This window comes from Streptomyces echinatus (assembly GCF_014203595.1).
GTDB lineage: Bacteria > Actinomycetota > Actinomycetes > Streptomycetales > Streptomycetaceae > Streptomyces > Streptomyces echinatus.
The window spans coordinates 258,243-275,281 of the sequence record NZ_JACHJK010000002.1; the positions used below are offsets into that span (position 1 = coordinate 258,243).

Below are 17,039 nucleotides of genomic sequence, written 5' to 3' on the forward strand. Positions count from 1 at the left end.
TCACCCGGGCTGCGGCACCGGCACCGCCGCGTGGCCGCCCGCCAGCCGTTCCGGCGCCCGGACCTCCAAGAACGCCGTGCGGCGGCGCAGCCGGAAGCCGAGGGACTCGTACAGCCGGATGGCGCCCGTGTTCGCGGCACTGGCGTGCAGGAACGGCGTCTCACCGCGCTCCCGGATGCCGTGCGCGACCGCCCGGATCAGGCGGGTGGCCAGCCCCTCGCCGCGAAAGGCGGGGTCCGTGCAGACGGCGCTGATCTCGGTCCAGCCCGGCGGGTGCAGCCGCTCCCCGGCCATGGCGATCAGCGCCCCGTCCCGCCGGATGCCGAGGTAGGTGCCGAGCTCCACGGTGCGCGGCAGGAACGGTCCGGGCCGGGTGCGCGCCACCAGGCCGAGCATCTCGGGGACGTCCGCCGGCCCGAGGCGGACCGCCTCCGGGTCCGGTGCGGCGGCGAGGCCGTCGTCCACGAGCTGTACGCCCTCGGCCCGGAAGGTGGTCTCCCAGCCCTCCGGGACCTCCCCGCGGAAGCCGGGCAGCGGGGCTCCGGCGCCGGGCCCGGCCAGCGCGGCGAGGTCCGCCCAGTCCCGCGCGTCCGGGTCGTCGGGCAACGCCAGCCACGGCGAGACGTCGACGGGGTAGCGCAGCACCCGGCCGCGCCGCTCGGCGAAGTGGGCGTGCGGGCCGGTCAGCGAGGCCAGGGCCGGGTTGTCGAGGACGTGCGGAACGCCGGCGGAGGTCCGGCCGGGGCCGCCCGGGCCGCTCACGACGGTCATGCGGCCACCTCGATCACGGCCTGGGGAACGTACGCCTGGGGCATCCTCGTCTCCTCACTTCCCTCGCGCTTCACCGGCGCGTCTCGCGCGCTCTCGCCGGCGCGCCGGGCGCCGGCACCGATCGGCAAGGAGCGGCGACGGGCCGCTATTCCCGGGCCCGGACAGAGTTCATACGGCCGCAACGAAGGGGGCGCCGACCAGGGACGGAGCACCCGGTTCGGCAGCGTACGGTTGAAGCATGAACGTCACGCGAGGCTTCTCGGGCCGCCCGCGCGTCCACGACCCGGGACTGCCGCCCGGGCAGTACGACGCGCGCGAGGACTGGCCCGTCCTGTCCGCCGAGGTCACCCCGGACCTCGCGGCCACCGACTGGTCCTTCCGGATCGACGGCCTGGTCGAGCGCCCGCACACCTGGGACTGGGACGCCGCCCACGGGCTGCCCGCCTCGGCGTACGAGGGCGACATCCACTGTGTGACCGGCTGGTCGAAGTTCGGCGTGCGGTTCGGCGGCGTCTCGTTGGACGCCTTCCTCGCCGTGGTGCGGCCACATGGGTCCGCCACCCATGCCCTCGCCTACTCCCACACCGGGTACACCACCAACCTGCCGCTCGCCGACCTCACCGGCGGGCGGGCCTGGATCGCCTGGGAGTACGACGGCGCACCGCTGCCGCCCGAGCACGGCGGCCCGGCGCGGCTCCTCGTGCCTCATCTCTACTTCTGGAAGAGCGCCAAGTGGATCGCGGGCATCACGCTCCTGGACCACGACGAGCCGGGCTTCTGGGAGGGCAACGGCTACCACGCGCGGGGCAACCCCTGGCAGGAGCAGCGGTACTCCGGTGACTGAGACGACGACTCCCGTGACGCGGTTCGCGGTGCCCGGGCGGATCGCGGTGAGCGGCGAGGCGGCGACGGTGTGGCAGACCGCCACGCTGACGGAGATTCGCCGCGAGACGCCGCACGCGGCCACGTTCCGGCTGGCGGTGCCGGCCTGGGCGGGACACCTGCCGGGCCAGCACCTGATGCTGCGACTGACCGCCGCCGACGGTTATGTGGCGCAGCGCCACTATTCGATCGCGTCGGCGCCGGACGACTCCGGGCACATCGAGCTGACCCTGGACCGGGTGCCGGGCGGCGAGGTCTCCGGCTGGTTCCACACCGTGGCCCGGCCCGGTGACACGATCGAGGTGCGCGGCCCGCTGAGCGGCTTCTTCGCCTGGCCGGGCGACCGGCCGGCGCTGCTGCTGGGGGCCGGCTCCGGCGTCGTGCCGCTGATGTCGATGGTGCGGCACCACCGGGCGCGCGGCCTCGGCCTCCCGCTGCGGATGCTGGTGTCGGCACGCAGCCCCGAAGAGCTGATCTACGCGGCCGAGCTGGGCGCGGAGACGACGCCCGTGTTCACCCGCAGCGCTCCGCCCGGGGTGGCGGTGGGACGTATGACGGCCGCATATATAGCGCCGCTCCTGGCCGAGCAGCCCGCCGGTGGGTGGGAAGCCTATGTGTGCGGATCCAACGGGTTCGCCGAGCACGCCTCCCGGCTGCTGGTCGCGGCGGGCCAGCCGGTGGAGCGGATCCGGATCGAGCGGTTCGGCTGAGCGCTCGCAGCGGAACCGGGCGCTCCGCTGAGCGTTCGCTTCCCGGTCGAGCGGCCCGGCCTGGCGGTCACCGCCGGATCGAGCGGCCCGGCCGAGCGCTCGCGTACCGGTCGCGCCGTCCCGCCGGGCGATCACCTTCCGATCGAGCGGTCCGGCCCGGTGATCACCTCCCGATCCGCCACTCCGGTCCAGCGGTCACCTCCCGGTCGAGCGGCTCGGGCGAGCCTCCGGGTCGCGGGACGGAGCCCGGCGCGCGATGGTGGGGCGCATGGCGTGTGCTGTGCGCCATATGGGCCGGAACTAGCGGTTCGCGGCATGCGCGAGGTGCTCCGTACGGGGTACGAGACGGGTGTGGACGCTCGTGCGCGTGAGCGGCGGGGGCGGCGGACCGGCGATCCTGCGTTCCCGTCTCTCCGGCTCCGGCGGTGGCGAGGAGGTGGACATGCGTACCCGGGTGCAGGGCTGGCGCTGGCGGCGCAATCCGCTACGGCGCCGGTCGGACGTCGTGGAAGCGTGGACGGTGCTCGTGGTCACCGTCCTCCTGTTCGTCGTCGCGCCGCTGGTCGGGGTGGCCGCGGGCCTGCACGCCCATGACCGGGCCCGGGCGCTCGCCGCGGAGCAGCGGGCCCAGCGCCACCAGGTGCGCGCCGTGGTGGTCGGCGACCCGCCCGAGCGGCGGTCCCCGCTGGAGGAGGACCGCCGGCATCCGTACCGCGCCCAGGTCCGGTGGACCGAGCCGGGCAAGGGGGTGCGGACGGCGTGGGCCCGGGTACCGGCGGGGGCCCGTGCCGGGGAGCCGGTCCCGGTGTGGTTCGACTCCCGCGGGCGCAGTGTGGCGCCGCCGCCGGACGACGCGGCCGTGTGGCAGCACGCGGTCACCGTGGGGCTGTGCGCGGCGGGCGGTGCGGCCACCGTGGTACTCCTCGGCCGCGTGCTGGAGCGCCGGATCGCCCTGCGCCACCGCCTGGCCGAGTGGGAGCGGGAGTGGGCACGGACGGGACCCCGGTGGACACAGCCGCGGACGTGACGCACGGGTGACCCGATCACCGGAGGGACGACGGGATGGCGGACGCCCTCCCGGAGCAGGCACCCCCTCACCACCGGACCGGTACATGGGCGGTTCGGAGCGAACGACCGGAAACGGGTTCGCCCCCGCCGTGACCCTGGCGAGTCATCCGATCACCCTCGTACCGTGGGGCGACACGCACTTCCTTCGCAAAGGCGGTTGCTGATGGCCCGGTTCGATCTGCCCCTCGACGAACTCCGCGCGTACCGCAGCGAGTCCACCGAGCCGGAGGACTTCGACGCCTTCTGGGACAAGACGCTCCAGGAGGCCCGCGAGCACGAACTGGACGCGCGTTTCGAGCCGGTGGAGACCGGACTGAGCGCGGTCGAGGTGTACGACGTGACGTTCGCCGGGTTCGGCGGCCATCCCGTCAAGGGCTGGCTGCGGCTGCCCGCCGGGACCACGGAGCCGCTGCCGCTGGTGGTGGAGTTCCTCGGCTACGGCGGCGGGCGCGGTCTGCCGCACGAGAACCTGTTGTGGTCCGCGACGGGCCGGGCCCACTTCCTGATGGACACGCGCGGACAGGGCAGCGGCTGGGGTGCCGGTGGCGACACGGCGGACCCGGTGGGCGCGGCGCCGGCGTACCCCGGGTACATGACGCGGGGTCTCGACGCGCCCGAGAACTACTACTACCGACGGGTGTTCACGGACGCCGTGCGTGCGGTCGAGGCGGCCCGCTCGCACCCGCTGACCGACGCCACGCGGACGGTGGCGATCGGCGGGAGCCAGGGCGGCGGCATCTCGATCGCGACCGGTGCCCTGGTGCCCGACCTGGTCGCGATCGCTCCGGACGTGCCGTTCCTTTGCGACTTCCCGCGCGCGATGACGCTGACCGACCGACCCCCGTACCGGGAGATCGCGCTGTTCCTCAAGACGCACCGCGGGCGCTCGGAGGAGGTGCGGCGCACGCTGTCCTACTTCGACGGGGTGCACTTCGCGGCCCGGGGCCGGGCGCCGGCCCTGTTCTCGGCGGCCCTGGAGGACGAGACGTGCCCGCCGTCGACGGTGTTCGCGGCGTTCAACGCGTGGGCGCACGAGCACAAGGCGATCGAGGTGTACGACTTCAACGATCACGAGGGCGGCGGCCCCTTCCAGGAGGCGCTGAAGCTCCGCTGGCTGCGCTCGTACGTCTGAGGCCCGTCGGCAGTACACCGGCGACGCGGCGTCCCGGTTTCGGCCATGACGGGTTCGGCGGCTCCTGTGGGCTCGCCGACCCGGAGACAGGCGTGTCACTGGGCTACGTCATGAACCGGATGGGGCCGCGCATCGCCGGTGATCCGCGCAAATCAGCACTGGTCGACGCCCTGTACAGCGCCCTGTGAGCGCGTGGCGCGGCGCCCGGTGACCGCCGTGCGCGCGGGTGTGTATTTCGGTCGAACCGGCATACCACCCTTCCCTTGTGGTTTAGACCAATGCTAATTGTGGTCGCGCAACGAGCCCGTACGACTACGTCTTGTCACCGACAGGAGGGCGCGGCATGGCCCGCACCACCCCGCTCGATCCCCCGCTCGACTCCCCGCCCGACGACGACCGGCCCCTGTACGGACGGATCGCGGCACTGCTGCTCGACGAACTGCGCGACGGCACCGTCCCGCCGGGTGAACGGCTGCCGGGCGAACGGCACCTGGCCGCGCACTTCGGCGTCAGCCGGGAGACCGTCCGGCAGGCACTGGAGGTGCTGCGCCGCGGCGGACTGGTCGCCACCGACCGACGGGGCAGCCATGCCACCCTGCCCGGCCGGCCGGTCGAGGCGCCGGAGTCGCTCACCTTCCCGGTGGGCGCCCGGTCGGCGGACCCGTGCGCGGTCGACCGGTCCACGGTGACCTGGGAGCCACCCCCGCCGGAGCACGCGCAGGCGCTGGGCCTGGCCCCGCACCGGCCGACGCTGGTGCACCACTACCTTTCGGCGACCCCGGACGGCCGGTCGCTGCGGACGGCGCTGACGTCGTTCTCGCCGGTGGCGCTCGCCGAGGTGGCGGAGCTGGCCCGCTACCGGGGCCGGGCCGACGGGGCCACGCCCGCACAGCTGCGGCGGGCCTACGACTGGATGCGCAAGGCCGGGCTGGCCTTGCACCACCGGGACGCCATCACCCAGGTCGGCGACGCCTCCTCGGTGCGGGTGACCCGGCGCGTGCACGACCAGTACGCCCGCCCGCTGGAGATCACCGATCTGGTGGTGGACGCCGAACGGGACACACTGGTCTACGAATTCACCCTGCCCGCCGCGGGCTGACCGCCGCGGCCGGCGGGCCGGCTCTGCGCGCCACCACCAGCCTGCCGTGCGGGCTGCCGTCGGCCCGCCGGCCGAACTCGGGCAGCACGCGCAGTTCGACCGCGAATCCCGCCCGCTCCAACTCCGCGATCATGGCCCCGAGTCGCAGGGCCCGGTAGTACATGACGAACGGGGGCCGCCACAGCGCGTTGCGCACCCGCATCGCCGCGTCGAAGCCGAGCAGCAGCCAGAAGGCGGGGTGTGCGGGGCCGGGCGGGGCGAACACGGGGAAGGCGAAGCGGCCTCCGGGCCGCAGCACCGAGTGGACCTGGGCACACAGACCCGGCAGCTCCCGGGGCAGGAAGTGGCCGAACGCCCCGAAGGAGACGACGAGATCGAAGGCGGCCGTGAACGGCAGGGCCCGGGCGTCTCCGCGCACCCAGGCGACCCGCGACTCCCCCGCGGGCGGTACGCGGCGCCGGGCGACGTCGAGCATGCCGGCGCTGAAGTCGACCCCGGTGACGCTGCGGTGGCACAGTCCGGCCAGCGGCCGCGTCCCGGCCCCGGTGCCGCAGCACAGGTCGAGTCCGTCCGCGAACGGGCCGAGCGGCGCCAGCGCCTTCGCCACGGCGTCCAGCACGTCGTCGGGGGTCCGGAAGGGGGTGTGGTCGAACTTCGGCGCGAGCAGGTCGTAACCGCGCTCGACGGACGACAGCGCCTGCACGGTGAGTTCGCGGAGGGTGGGGCCTGCTGGACCGAACATGCCCTCACCCTATGACGGCCGCGCCGGCCTGCGCGGCCCGCTCGGCTGAAGGGGCCCGCCCGGCCGGCGGGGCCGTGGGAGCGCGGCGAGCCGCCGGTGCGGCCGTCGTCAGCCGAACGTGTCGTGGCAGAGCCGCGCGATCTCGGGTGCGGCCACGCCGTCCGCCTGGCGGCACAGGTCGCGCATGTGCACGGACGTGGGCGGCCGGGAGGCCGGGCGGGTGCGGGGGGACGGACGGCGGTGTACGGGCGGCCGCCGTTCCGGGTGGTGACGGCGCACCGGCGGGGCGGCGGGCGCCACGGCCCGGGGAGGCGCCACGGGCACCCGTCCGCGGACCGGCTCGGGGCTCCGCGCGGGCCCGGCCGCCGAGCCTGCCGGACGCCCGTGGCCGGTACGGACGAGCGCCGCCCGTGCGGAGGGCTCATCCGACGGGACCCGCAGGACCGACGGTCTCGCCGCCGGATCCGGCGGCGGGGTGGCGTCGGGCGTGGGACGGGAGGCGACGGTGGTGCAGCCGGCGACGCTCACCAGCGCCGCCACCAGCAGGGGAAGAAGTCGGCGAGACACCCGCCCACTGTGCCGCAGCGCCCGCGGTGACGGCCCGTGTCACGCGGCATGACCACCCCGACGAGCGATCGACGGGGCTGACGCGTCAACCCGCCGTGACGGACCGGCCCTCCGGCCGATGTGCGGGTTCCGTCACCGCTCCGCCGCGGGCAGGTCGCGGGAAGGCCGGGGGGAGGCGACATCGCCGCGCCGCTCCAGGACCGTCAGGACGCGCTCGCACCAGCGCAGGTTCTCCTCCTCGAAGGCGATGCCGGCCATGAGGGTGAGGTACGGCCCGACGCGGTCGGAGACGCGCAGGAACTCGTCCTCCGCGCGCCCGTCGAGCAGACTCTCGCGCACCCGCCGGTAGCGGTCGAGCTTGCCGCGCGCCCAGCCCATGCGCTCCTCGATCAGCTCCCTGGTGACCCCGGAATCGCCCCCGTCCATGGCCTGGACCTTGATGAGGAGTTCGTCACGGATGGCGGTGGGCCGCTTGGGCGGCTCGGCGGCGAACGCGTCCAGCTCGGCCCGGCCGGCCTCGGTGAGCGTGAACATCCGCTTGTTCGGCCGGCGCTCCTGCTGCACCGTACGGGCCTGGACCAGCCCGTCCTGTGCGAGGCGCTCCAGTTCCCGGTACAGCTGCTGCGGGGTGGCGGGCCAGAAGTTCGCGAGCGAGACGTCGAACGTCTTCGACAGCTCGTAGCCCGAGGCCTCGCCCTCCAGCAGGGCGGCCAGAACGGCGTACTTGAGCGACATATGGACAGGCTAGCAGTCGTTGAATAATCTCATCCGCACCTAATCAATTAATTGACTATGTGAGGTGGTCCGATGCGCGCGTTCCGTGAGGCCGTCGAAGCCGGCGACCCGGCGGCCGTCGAGGCACTGCTGGCCGAGGACGTCGTCTTCACCAGCCCGGTCGTCTTCAAGCCGTACCACGGCAAGGCGATCACCGCGGCGATCCTGCGCGCGGTCGTCCAGGTCTTCGAGGACTTCCGGTACGTCCGGGAGATCGGCGACCCGGACGGCACGGATCACGCGCTGGTCTTCCGCGCCCGGGTGGGCGACCGGGAGCTGACCGGCTGCGACTTCCTGCACGTGAACGAGGACGGCCTGATCGACGACTTCATGGTCATGGTCCGTCCGCTGTCGGGCGCGCACGCCCTCGCCGAGGCCATGGGCGCCCGGTTCGAGCAGATCGCCGAGGAGGCGGCGGCACGACCGGCCTGAGCGGCCGCGCCGTGCCCCCGCACCACCGGGGTCACTTCTTCAGGCGCTCCAGCGTGCTCTTGGTGTCGGCCTTCAGCCAGCCGGTCACGTCGGTGAGCGCGGGCGGGTCCTTGTCCTCGTCGTACGAGGACAGGTAGGAGCTGTAGCTCATCATGTACGTCACCCAGCCGTCGCGGACGGCGAGCGTGGCGTACCGGGAGCCGCTGGAGGAGCCGTTCGTGGTGTCCTGGGTGACCAGGTAGGCCTCGTCACCGATGCCCTCGACCGGGTCGACGTCGTAACCGGTGTGGCTGTCGCCGTAGTTCTTCCAGGTGGCGGTGAACTCGGGCCCCGGGTCGGTCTTCCTGTGCAGGTCCAGCTGCAGGGTCAGATAGGCGTCCGAGTACGTCGAGCCGGACTTCTTCAGCCCCACGCTGCAGTAACTCTCGTCCAGCGCCTTGTCCTTGAGCGTGGTGTGCGTCGGCGAGGAGCCGGTCTCGGAGTACTCCTCCTTGAAGGACGAGTAGTCGGCACCGGCGCACATGTCGGAGGGCGCCGAGTAGCCGCGCAGGTCCGCGCTGTCACCCTTCCCGCCGAGCAGGAGGACACCGCCCGCCCAGGCGGCGGAGGCCACGACCGCGCCGACGGCGGCCCACAGCACCGCCCGGCCCGCCCCTCCGCCGCCACCCGCCGGAGGGGCGGGCGGCACGGGCCCGTACGGGTACGTCTGCGCATAGGGATTCCCCGGCTGCGCCATCCCCGGCTGTCCCTGCGGTGGCATCCCCGGCTGTCCCTGCGCGGGTGCCGGCTGTACCGGCGGCTGACCGACCAGTGTGGGCTGCGCGTAGAACGCTCCCGCCGGAGGTGACTGCGGGTTCGGGTACGGATAGGCCGTGGGCTGCGGCGGGACGGCCGGGTGCGCGGACTGCTGGGGCTGCTGAGCAGGCTGGTCGGCCGGCGGCGGGGACTGCGGTGGCGTGGACATGCCGTGAAGATAGTACACCTTGGCGGTCAAGTCCCCCGTCGTCCGGGATCGTTATGGTCTGCGGACTTCTGTTACATATCCCTGACGATATGCCGGCTCGCCGGGTTCAGGAACCGTGCGGCACGAGCCGCACCGGCAGACTCCGGACGCTGTTGCCCACGAATCCGGCGTGTGGCGCCAGTTCCGCCTCGGGCACGGCCGGCCGGAGCCCGGGGAAGCGGGTGAACAGCCGCTCCAGGGCGACCGTGGCCTCCAGCCGGGCCAGCGGCGCGCCCAGGCAGAAGTGCGCGCCATGGCCGAGGGACAGATGGCGTACGGCTCCGGGCCGGCCGGCACGGGTGACGTCGAAGCGGTCGGCGTCCGGGCCGTGCGCCGCCGGATCGCGGCCGGCCGCGGAGTAGCCGGCGAGCACGGGCGTGCCGGCGGGAATCGCCGTGCCGGCGACCGTCAGGTCCCGCACGGGGTAGCGGAACGGGAAGTAGCTGACCGGCGCGTCCCAGCGCAGCGTCTCCTCCACCGCGTCCGCCCAGCTCGCCTCGCCCGCGCGCACCAGGGCGAGTTGCCGGGGGTGGGCGCACAGGGCGCGCACGGCGTTGGTGATCAGGTTGAGGGTGGTCTCGTGCCCGGCGATGATCATCAGCAGCAGGGTGCCGATCAGCTCCGGCCGGCTGAGCCGGTCGCCGTCCTCGTCCCCGACGGCGATGAGCGCGCTGGTGAGGTCGTCACCGGGCCGGGCGGCCTTGGCCGCGGCGATCTCACCCAGGACGGCGACGAGTTCGCGGTTGGCGGCGACGGCGTCGGCGGGTGCGGTGTCGGTGGCCACGACCTGGCTGCCGAGGTGATGCAGCCGGTCCCGGAACTCGACGTCCACCCCGAGGAGTTCGCAGATCACGCCCATCGGCAGGGGCAGCGCGAAGTGCCGGCGCAGATCGGCGACACCGCCGTCCGCGGCGGCGGCGCGTGCCAGGCCGTCGAGCAGCGACTCGGTCAGTTCCTCGACACGTGGCTTCAGGTCGGCCACCCGGCGGGGCGTGAACGCGCGGGCGGCCAGGGAGCGCAGCCGCCGGTGGTCGTCACCGTCGGCGGTGGTCATGCCCGGGACGGTGGCGAACGTCAGCAACGGCCAGCCCTCGGCGATCCTCCCCTCGCGCAGGGCGGTGAAGTGGCGGGCGTTCTTGGCGACTTCCGGGTGCTGCAGGAACTCCTTCAGCGCCTCGTGCCCGAGTACGGCCATGCCCCCGATGCCGCCGGGCAGCTCGACCGGGGCGACGGCGCCCTGGGCCAGCAGCCGCGCGTTGACTGCGTGCGGGCAGCCCCCGGCGGGGTCCAGGCGGTACGGGAGGCGGGCGGGTGAGGTCTCCACCGGTTTCTCCTGACATTCCCCTGACAAGACGATCGATGGTAGGCCCGGCCGGGGCAGCATGGAGAGGCGCTCGTCGGGGCCGCCGGGAACAGCCTGGTCCGGCGCCTTGTTCGGGAAGTGACGGACACGGCGGACCGTCGAGTGGTATCGTGCCGTCAGCACTTGTGTACGCCCATCGTGGGCGCCGGTGCCAGTTTCCTTCCTTCCGCTGATTCGCTCGCCGTTCTCCCGGATGTTCCGGCTCCCGGCGCGTCAGCTTCCCGGCACCACCTCATGGCGGACTTTCCCCGCCGTACCCGAGGCGCCGTTCCCGCCGCCCGGAGGCAGTCACCGGTGTGCCTCCCGCTCGCGGCCTCTCCCTCCCTCTTCTCTCGTCCGTCCGCGAAAGGACCCCTCCCATGACCACCACTCTCGAACACCCTCCCGAGGTCCGGCAGGCCCCGGCCGCTCCGCTCGTCAGCGGCGTCCTGGACGTCGACACGCACGGGAAGGGGCACCTGAGGGCCGCGAACCTGCTGCCCTCCCCCGCCGATCCCCAGGTCCCGCCGGCACTGATCCGACGCCACGGACTGCGCAAGGGCGACCTGGTGGAGGGCGTCCGGGGCGGACCGCGTGCCCTGACCGAGGTCGCACGCGTGGGCGGACGCGCCGCCGGCGAGCTGCGCTCCCGGCGGCACTTCCGCGATCTCACCCCGCTCCACCCGCACCGCCGGCTCCGCCTCGAACACCCCGCCGCCGGACTCGCCGGACGGGTCACCGATCTGCTCGCGCCGGTCGGCAAGGGCCAGCGCGGTCTCATCGTGGCCCCGCCGAAGAGCGGCAAGACCGTGTTGCTCCAGCGGTTCGCCGCCGCCGTGGCCGGCAACCACCCCGAGTGCCGGCTGCTGGTCGTCCTGCTGGACGAGCGGCCCGAGGAGGTCACCGAGATGCGCCGCTCGGTGCGCGGCGAGGTGTACGCCTCCACCTTCGACCGGTCGCCCAAGGAGCACATCGCCCTGGCAGAACTGGTCGTGGAGCGGGCCAAGCGCCTGGTGGAGGCCGGTGAGGACGTCGTCATGCTGCTGGACTCGCTGACCCGGCTGTGCCGGGCCCACAACAACGCCTCGGCCTCCGGCGGCCGCACCCTCAGCGGCGGTGTCGACGCGGGCGCGCTGCTCGGACCCAAGCGGTTCTTCGGCGCCGCGCGCCAGGCCGAGGAGGGCGGCTCGCTCACCATCCTCGCCACCGCCCTGGTGGACACCGGCTCCCGTGCCGACGGCTACTTCTTCGAGGAGCTGAAGAGCACGGGCAACATGGAACTCCGCCTGGACCGGGAACTCGCCGCCCGCCGCGTCTTCCCCGCCGTGGACCTCGACACCACCGGCACCCGGCGCGAGGAACTGCTCCTCACCCCGGCCGAGTTGGCGGCCGTGCACGGTCTGCGCCGCGCCCTGCGCTCCCGGGAGACCGGCCCGACCGCCCTGGAGACCCTGCTCGAACGGTTGCGCGACAGCCCCGACAACGCCGCGTTTCTGCGGCGGATCCGGCCCACCCTGCCGGCCGGCTGACGCCCCCTCCTAGAGGGGCCGGGTGCGGCATACGGGTTGCCCGGCAACCCGAACGGCCCGGGCGGCGTGGTGCATACTGCACCAATTTGTACGTTGATCATATGGTCACCGGATTCTCTTATCGCGCGGCAGTGTCGGCCTGCTCCCTCTGTGTGGCGGGCCTGCTGGTGCTCACGCCGGCCGCTGCCGCCACCGGACCCCGGGCCGGGGAGCCCGCTCCGCCCCGCCCCCGGGCGGCAATGCCCGGGCCGTCCCTGCTCTACCGGTCCGGCACACAGGTCCGGCCGCACCAGGGCACGCCCGAGGTCCCCGAGGTCTCGGCGCTCTCCTGGCTCGTGGCCGACACGGACACCGGCGAGGTGCTGGCCGCCGCCGACGCACACCGCGAACTGCCGCCCGCGAGCACCCTGAAGACCCTGTTCGCGCTCACCGTGCTGCCCGTGCTGCCCAGCGGGCTGCAGCACACCGTGCGGTACGAGGAGCTGGCGGACGTGGGCGAGGGCAGCAGCCTGGTCGGCGTCGAGGAAGGGCACACCTACCAGGTGGCCGACCTGTGGCGCGGGGTCTTCCTCAGCTCCGGCAACGACGCCGTGCACGTGCTCGCCCGGCTCGGCGGCGGCTGGGAGGTCACGGCCGCCCGCATGCAGGACAAGGCCCGCACGCTCGGCGCCCTGGACACCCATGTGGTCTCCCCGGACGGCTACGACGCCCCCGGCCAGGTGTCCTCCGCCTTCGACCTGGCCGTGTTCGGCCGGGCGGGGCTGCGCAACCCCGACTTCGCCCGCTACTGCTCCACCGCCCAGGCCCGCTTCCCCGGTGACGGCTCGTCGTTCCCCATCGAGAACACCAACCGGCTGCTGACCGGCGAGGACGGCGTGACACCGTACCCCGGCCTCATCGGGATCAAGAACGGCTACACCAGCAACGCGGGCAACACCCTGGTGGCCGCCGCGCAGCGGGGCGGGCACACCCTCGTGGTGAGCGTGCTGAACCCTCAGGCCGAGGGCGGATTGACCGTGTACGAGGAGGCCCGCGCGCTGCTCGACTGGGGCTTCGCGGCGGACGGACAGGTGGACCCGGTCGGCTCCCTCGACGGACTGCGCCCGCCCTCCCGCACCGACGCGTCCGCCGCACCGGTGGCAGCGGCCGGGGCGCCGGCGCCCGACGACGACTCGGGCTGGTCCGGCACCGCGGTCGTCGCGGGGCTCTCCGGGCTCGGCGCGGGAGCGGTGGCCCTGGCACTGCGGGCCAAGGGCAACCGGGCGACCCGGGTCTGACCCGTCGGGAGGCGGAGCAGCAGGCCCAGCGAGATCCATGTGTAGATGTTGCCGCCGAGGAACCCGTCGAGGCCGGAGGCGTCGTCGACCCACAGCCACACCACACTGGTGCACAGCACCGCGTAGAGGGCGGCCGCGGTCCGCAGGCGCCCGGCGCGCAGCAGCGCCGCGAAGGACGGCAGCAGCCACACCAGATGGTGCACCCAGGTGATCGGGCTGACCAGACAGGCCGCCGCACCGGTCAGCGCGAAGGCCGCCATCCAGTCCCCGGCCTCGACCGCCCGGCGGCCGCGCCAGGCCCACACGCACAGGGTCAGCAGGACCGCCGTCGCCCACAGCGGGCGGCCGGTCTCGCCGAGCCGGGCCAGGATCCCCTGCAGCGACTGGTTGGAGACGTAGTCGAGGCGGCCCACCCGGCCGGTGTCCCACAGCGCCTCGGTCCAGTAGAAGCGGGAGGCCGCGGGGTCCGCCCAGGCCGCCAGCGCGGTCGCGGCCGCGGCGACCGCCGTGGCCGTGCCGGCCGCCCGTCGGCGCCCGGCGAGCAGCAGCAGGCCGATGAACAGGGCGGGCGTGAGCTTCACCGCGGCGGCGAGGCCGATCCCGGCGCCCGCCCAGCGGCCCCGCCCGATGGACAGCAGCAGGCAGTCGCCGAGGACGAGGCCGAGCAGCACCAGGTTCACCTGGCCGAAGCTGACGGTGTCCCGCAGCGGCTCGAACAGGGCGAGCACGCACAGGCACAGCGCCCACCGGTACCAGCCGTGGCGCCGCCAGTCCGGCCCCGCCAGGATCCGCAGGATCGCCGCGAGCGCGGCCAGGTTCACCAGCAGGGACACCACGATCGCGGTGGTCCGGCCGAGCGGGGCCAGCGGCAGCATGGCGACGGCGGCGAACGGCGGATACGTGAAGCCGTACGAGGTGCCCGGCACCCGGTAGTCGTAGATCCTGCCGCCGTGGTGCGCCCAGGTGTGCACGGCGCCGTAGTACACCCGCAGGTCGAAGAAGCCGCGCAGCAGCGGCACGGTGGCCGTGAACACGGTCACCGCGGCCGCCAGGAGCAGGGCGAGGAGCAGCCGGCCCCGGTCCGTGCGCGGTCCCGGCGCCGCCGGCCGCCCGGGCAGCCCCGGCCCTCTCCCCGGGTCCGCCGTGCCGTGCGGGCCCATGTCGCCGTGCGATCCCCTCATGCCGTGCGGTCCCCTCATGCCGTGCGTCCCGGAACCGGGGCCTGGGCCGCCTGGTGGGCCTGCCACAGGACGACCAGGCCGAGCACACCGCCGGAGACCGCGAGCGCCAGCTGTTCGAGATCGGCGGGGCCGCCGCTGGGCAGCACGGCGAGGGCCAGCACCCCCGCCAGGGCGGCCACCCGGTGCCGTACCGGGGCGCTGGGCGCTGCGGCGGCGATGAGGAACAGACCCCAAAGGACGTACCAGGGCCGGATCGCCGGCCCGAGGACCGCGACCGCGAGCAGGCTCAGGCCCAGCGCGTACACCGGCCGGGGGCGCAGCCGGACCCATATCAGCAGGACCGCGACGGCGGTGACCGCGAGGCCGAACAGGTGCCAGGCCGGGACGGCCAGCGGGGCCAGGCCGCTGTCGAGGCGGGTGAGCAGGGCGCCGGTGGCCCGGCCGAGCAGACTGCTCAGCGCCCAGTTGTGCGGCGAGACCGGGGTGTCCAGGGCGCCGATCCAGCCGTAGCCCGTGCCGGCCGCCGCCGTGGCGGCCACCGTGGTCGCCACGGCGGCGGCCGTCGTGGTCAGGACGGCCGGCAGCGGCGGGCGGCCGGACCGCACCCGCAGGGCCACCACGGCCAGCAGACCGAGCGCGGCCGGCGCCTTGACCAGGGCGGCGAGGGTGACGAGTACGGCGCCGACGGCGGGCCGCCGGCCGGCCGCGACCAGGCCTAGCCCGAGCAGGCCGAGCATCAGGGCGTCGTTGTGGGCGCCCGCGACCAGGTGCAGCAGCACCAGCGGGTTGAGGGCGCCCAGCCACAGCGCCGCGGCCGGGTCGGCGCCGCTGAGCCGGGCCAGGCGGGGCAGCGCCACCGCCATGAGGGCCACGCCGAGCAGGGCGACCAGCCGCATGCCGATCAGGCCCGCGGGCAGTTCACCGCGGGTGAACCCGGACAGGGCGGAGGCCACGGCGAGGAAGGCGGGACCGTAGGGGGCACCGGTGTGCCGCCACATCGGTGCGACCTCGTCGGAGAGCGGGCCGCCGAGCCGGTCCGGACCGCCCGCGTAGACGTCCATGTGCGCGTCGACCATGGCGCCCTGCGCGAGATAGCTGTACACGTCCCGGCTGAACAGCGGTGGGGCGAGCAGCAGCGGGGCCGCCCAGACGGCCAGCACGAGCAGCAGTGCGCGCGGGGTGGGCGGCCGCGGACCGCGCACCAGGCGGCCGAGGAGCGCCCAGGCCGCGGTCAGCAGGACGACGCCGAAGTACACGCCGACCAGGCCGAGCGCCGCCTGCGCCGAGGCGGGCGCCAGGAGGTCCCGGACGGGCAGCGCGCCGGCCGTCTCACCTCCCAGGGCGAGGAAGGCGGTACCGGCCAGGCCCAGAACCTGGCAGCTGCGGAGATCGGCGGGGAACGCCATGGCCAACACTGGCTCAGCGTGTCAACGCCGGGTGGCCGGAAGGAGACGCTCCGCGCTCCTGCGGGCGGCCCGCACGTGACCGGCGTGTGCGGAGTGACGATCGCCGAGGGTCCGGGCGGGTTCCGGGGCCGGCGCGCGGGGCGGCCGCCGGACCGGCCGGTCAGAACACGGAGAGACCGGTGAGCGTGGTGAACCGGTCCAGGGCCGCGACCCCGGCCACCGAGTTGCCGCGTTCGTCCAGGCCCGGGCTCCACACGCACAGCGTGCACCGGCCCGGTACGACCGCGATGATCCCGCCGCCGACCCCGCTCTTGCCGGGCAGGCCCACCCGGTAGGCGAAGTCTCCGGCCGCGTCGTACGTGCCGCAGGTCAGCATGACCGCGTTGACCTGCTTGGCCTGGCTGCGGGTGAGCAGCCGGCTGCCGTCGGCGCGGATGCCGTGCCGGGCGAGGAAGCCGGTGGCCAGGGCCAGGTCGGCGCACGACGCGGCGATGGAGCACTGCCGGAAGTACTGGTCGAGCAGGGCCGGGACGTCGTTGTCGATGTTGCCGTACGACGCCATGAAGTGCGCGAGGGCCGCGTTGCGGTCGCCGTGGGCGGTCTCGGAGGCGGCGACCTCCCGGTCGAAGTCGAGGGCGGTGTTGCCGCTCTCGGCTCGCAGGAAGGAGCGCAGTTCGCCGGCCGCGTCCCCGGTGCGGGTCTGCAGCCGGTCGGTGACGACGAGGGCGCCCGCGTTGATGAAGGGATTGCGCGGGATGCCGTTCTCGTACTCCAGCTGGACCAGGGAGTTGAACGGGTTGCCGGAGGGCTCGCGGCCCACGTGCTCCCAGAGTTCGTCGCCCTCGCGGGCCAGGTCCAGGGCGAGCGTGAAGACCTTGGTGATCGACTGCGTGGAGAACGGCTGCCGCCACTCCCCCACCCCGTACACGGTTCCGTCCAGCTCGGCGACCGCCATGCCGAAGCTGCGCGGATCGCAGGCCGCGAGGGCCGGGATGTAGTCGGCGGGACGGCCGCGCCCGGGGGTGCGGCTGATCTCCTCGGCGATGCGCTCCAGGACCGGCAGGAAGGTGAGGGACGACGTCGTTGTCATGATCGCCATTGTGCCTCCCGGCCGCTCCCGGAGC

At 74.2% G+C, this 17,039-nt stretch carries 16 protein-coding genes and 2 pseudogenes; 9 read left to right on the forward strand and 9 right to left on the reverse strand.

Going from position 1 to position 17,039, the window contains the following annotated elements; genetic code table 11:
- The gene (locus FHS34_RS05690) at positions 1–771 is read right to left on the reverse strand and encodes a GNAT family N-acetyltransferase (RefSeq protein ID WP_184961797.1); all 771 of its coding nucleotides are present in this window, start codon (positions 769–771) and stop codon (positions 1–3) included.
- 238 nt (positions 772–1,009) lie between these two features.
- Here FHS34_RS05690 and FHS34_RS05695 point away from each other — a divergent pair, with 238 nt between their 5' ends.
- The 6 genes and pseudogenes from FHS34_RS05695 to FHS34_RS05720 all read left to right on the forward strand — a co-directional run bounded on the left by FHS34_RS05695 (position 1,010) and on the right by FHS34_RS05720 (position 5,662).
- Complete coding sequence (locus tag FHS34_RS05695; RefSeq protein WP_184961799.1) at positions 1,010–1,615, forward strand: sulfite oxidase-like oxidoreductase; 606 nt, start codon at positions 1,010–1,012, stop codon at positions 1,613–1,615.
- On the forward strand, positions 1,608–2,363 hold the full coding sequence (locus tag FHS34_RS05700; RefSeq protein WP_184961801.1) for a ferredoxin reductase: 756 nt from the start codon (positions 1,608–1,610) through the stop codon (positions 2,361–2,363). Before FHS34_RS05695 ends, FHS34_RS05700 begins: the two co-directional genes overlap by 8 nt.
- Before the next feature lie 442 nt (positions 2,364–2,805).
- Entirely contained in the window at positions 2,806–3,390 is a 585-nt protein-coding gene (locus tag FHS34_RS05705) for an Rv1733c family protein (RefSeq protein ID WP_184962837.1), read from the forward strand.
- Between the two features lie 204 nt (positions 3,391–3,594).
- Positions 3,595–4,563, forward strand: a complete 969-nt coding sequence (locus FHS34_RS05710; RefSeq protein WP_184961803.1) for an acetylxylan esterase — start codon at positions 3,595–3,597, stop codon at positions 4,561–4,563.
- 35 nt (positions 4,564–4,598) lie between these two features.
- Positions 4,599–4,751: pseudogene (locus FHS34_RS05715) on the forward strand (EstA family serine hydrolase); the annotation flags it as partial.
- A gap of 155 nt (positions 4,752–4,906) precedes the next feature.
- Entirely contained in the window at positions 4,907–5,662 is a 756-nt protein-coding gene (locus FHS34_RS05720; RefSeq protein WP_184961805.1) for a GntR family transcriptional regulator, read from the forward strand.
- On the opposite strand, the gene FHS34_RS05725 is transcribed toward FHS34_RS05720, so the two are convergent.
- The 3 genes from FHS34_RS05725 to FHS34_RS05735 all read right to left on the reverse strand — a co-directional run bounded on the left by FHS34_RS05725 (position 5,640) and on the right by FHS34_RS05735 (position 7,706).
- Complete coding sequence (locus FHS34_RS05725) at positions 5,640–6,404, reverse strand: class I SAM-dependent methyltransferase (RefSeq protein WP_184961807.1); 765 nt, start codon at positions 6,402–6,404, stop codon at positions 5,640–5,642. The two genes, FHS34_RS05720 and FHS34_RS05725, sit on opposite strands and share 23 nt — an antisense overlap.
- 108 nt (positions 6,405–6,512) lie before the next feature.
- Positions 6,513–6,971: a hypothetical protein gene (locus FHS34_RS05730; protein ID WP_225817535.1), complete on the reverse strand. Its 459-nt coding sequence runs from the start codon at positions 6,969–6,971 to the stop codon at positions 6,513–6,515.
- A gap of 132 nt (positions 6,972–7,103) precedes the next feature.
- Positions 7,104–7,706, reverse strand: a complete 603-nt coding sequence (locus FHS34_RS05735) for a PadR family transcriptional regulator (protein ID WP_184961809.1) — start codon at positions 7,704–7,706, stop codon at positions 7,104–7,106.
- Between the two features lie 72 nt (positions 7,707–7,778).
- On the opposite strand from FHS34_RS05735, the gene FHS34_RS05740 reads away from it, so the two are divergent.
- Complete coding sequence (locus tag FHS34_RS05740) at positions 7,779–8,177, forward strand: nuclear transport factor 2 family protein (protein WP_184961811.1); 399 nt, start codon at positions 7,779–7,781, stop codon at positions 8,175–8,177.
- Between the two features lie 31 nt (positions 8,178–8,208).
- On the opposite strand, the gene FHS34_RS42250 is transcribed toward FHS34_RS05740, so the two are convergent.
- Positions 8,209–9,141, reverse strand: a complete 933-nt coding sequence (locus FHS34_RS42250; RefSeq protein WP_225817536.1) for a hypothetical protein — start codon at positions 9,139–9,141, stop codon at positions 8,209–8,211.
- Between the two features lie 106 nt (positions 9,142–9,247).
- On the reverse strand, positions 9,248–10,504 hold the full coding sequence (locus tag FHS34_RS05750) for a cytochrome P450 family protein (protein ID WP_184961813.1): 1,257 nt from the start codon (positions 10,502–10,504) through the stop codon (positions 9,248–9,250).
- A 398-nt stretch (positions 10,505–10,902) separates the two neighbouring features.
- Between FHS34_RS05750 and rho the strand changes: the two genes are divergently transcribed.
- Positions 10,903–12,051: a transcription termination factor Rho gene (rho, locus tag FHS34_RS05755; protein ID WP_184961815.1), complete on the forward strand. Its 1,149-nt coding sequence runs from the start codon at positions 10,903–10,905 to the stop codon at positions 12,049–12,051.
- A 239-nt stretch (positions 12,052–12,290) separates the two neighbouring features.
- A pseudogene (locus FHS34_RS43720) lies at positions 12,291–13,034 on the forward strand (D-alanyl-D-alanine carboxypeptidase family protein); the annotation flags it as partial.
- Positions 13,035–13,045: 11 nt separating this feature from the next.
- Here FHS34_RS43720 and FHS34_RS43725 read toward each other — a convergent pair.
- From FHS34_RS43725 to FHS34_RS05770, 3 genes are all read right to left on the reverse strand, one after another.
- A complete protein-coding gene (locus FHS34_RS43725) occupies positions 13,046–14,509 on the reverse strand; it encodes a glycosyltransferase 87 family protein (protein WP_308288300.1) in 1,464 nt (487 codons plus the stop codon).
- Positions 14,510–14,523: 14 nt separating this feature from the next.
- Positions 14,524–15,915 carry a polyprenol phosphomannose-dependent alpha 1,6 mannosyltransferase MptB gene (mptB, locus tag FHS34_RS05765; RefSeq protein ID WP_184961820.1) on the reverse strand — a complete coding sequence of 464 codons (1,392 nt, stop codon included), beginning with the start codon at positions 15,913–15,915 and terminating at the stop codon, positions 14,524–14,526.
- Positions 15,916–16,075: 160 nt separating this feature from the next.
- The gene (locus tag FHS34_RS05770; RefSeq protein WP_184961821.1) at positions 16,076–17,014 is read right to left on the reverse strand and encodes a glutaminase; all 939 of its coding nucleotides are present in this window, start codon (positions 17,012–17,014) and stop codon (positions 16,076–16,078) included.
- Between the last annotated feature and the right edge of the window lie 25 nt (positions 17,015–17,039).

Bases quoted from the DNA above. Each gene is read 5' to 3' on its own strand.
- FHS34_RS05740 (WP_184961811.1), top strand. From the start codon at position 7,779: ATGCGCGCGTTCCGTGAGGCCGTCGAAGCCGGCGACCCGGCGGCCGTC.
- FHS34_RS05720 (WP_184961805.1), top strand. From the start codon at position 4,907: ATGGCCCGCACCACCCCGCTCGATCCCCCGCTCGACTCCCCGCCCGAC.
- FHS34_RS05770 (WP_184961821.1), bottom strand. From the start codon at position 17,014: ATGGCGATCATGACAACGACGTCGTCCCTCACCTTCCTGCCGGTCCTG.
- FHS34_RS05725 (WP_184961807.1), bottom strand. From the start codon at position 6,404: ATGTTCGGTCCAGCAGGCCCCACCCTCCGCGAACTCACCGTGCAGGCG.
- mptB (WP_184961820.1), bottom strand. From the start codon at position 15,915: ATGGCGTTCCCCGCCGATCTCCGCAGCTGCCAGGTTCTGGGCCTGGCC.
- FHS34_RS05690 (WP_184961797.1), bottom strand. From the start codon at position 771: ATGACCGTCGTGAGCGGCCCGGGCGGCCCCGGCCGGACCTCCGCCGGC.
- FHS34_RS05735 (WP_184961809.1), bottom strand. From the start codon at position 7,706: ATGTCGCTCAAGTACGCCGTTCTGGCCGCCCTGCTGGAGGGCGAGGCC.
- FHS34_RS42250 (WP_225817536.1), bottom strand. From the start codon at position 9,141: ATGTCCACGCCACCGCAGTCCCCGCCGCCGGCCGACCAGCCTGCTCAG.
- FHS34_RS05705 (WP_184962837.1), top strand. From the start codon at position 2,806: ATGCGTACCCGGGTGCAGGGCTGGCGCTGGCGGCGCAATCCGCTACGG.
- FHS34_RS43725 (WP_308288300.1), bottom strand. From the start codon at position 14,509: ATGAGGGGATCGCACGGCGACATGGGCCCGCACGGCACGGCGGACCCG.
- FHS34_RS05710 (WP_184961803.1), top strand. From the start codon at position 3,595: ATGGCCCGGTTCGATCTGCCCCTCGACGAACTCCGCGCGTACCGCAGC.
- rho (WP_184961815.1), top strand. From the start codon at position 10,903: ATGACCACCACTCTCGAACACCCTCCCGAGGTCCGGCAGGCCCCGGCC.
- FHS34_RS05695 (WP_184961799.1), top strand. From the start codon at position 1,010: ATGAACGTCACGCGAGGCTTCTCGGGCCGCCCGCGCGTCCACGACCCG.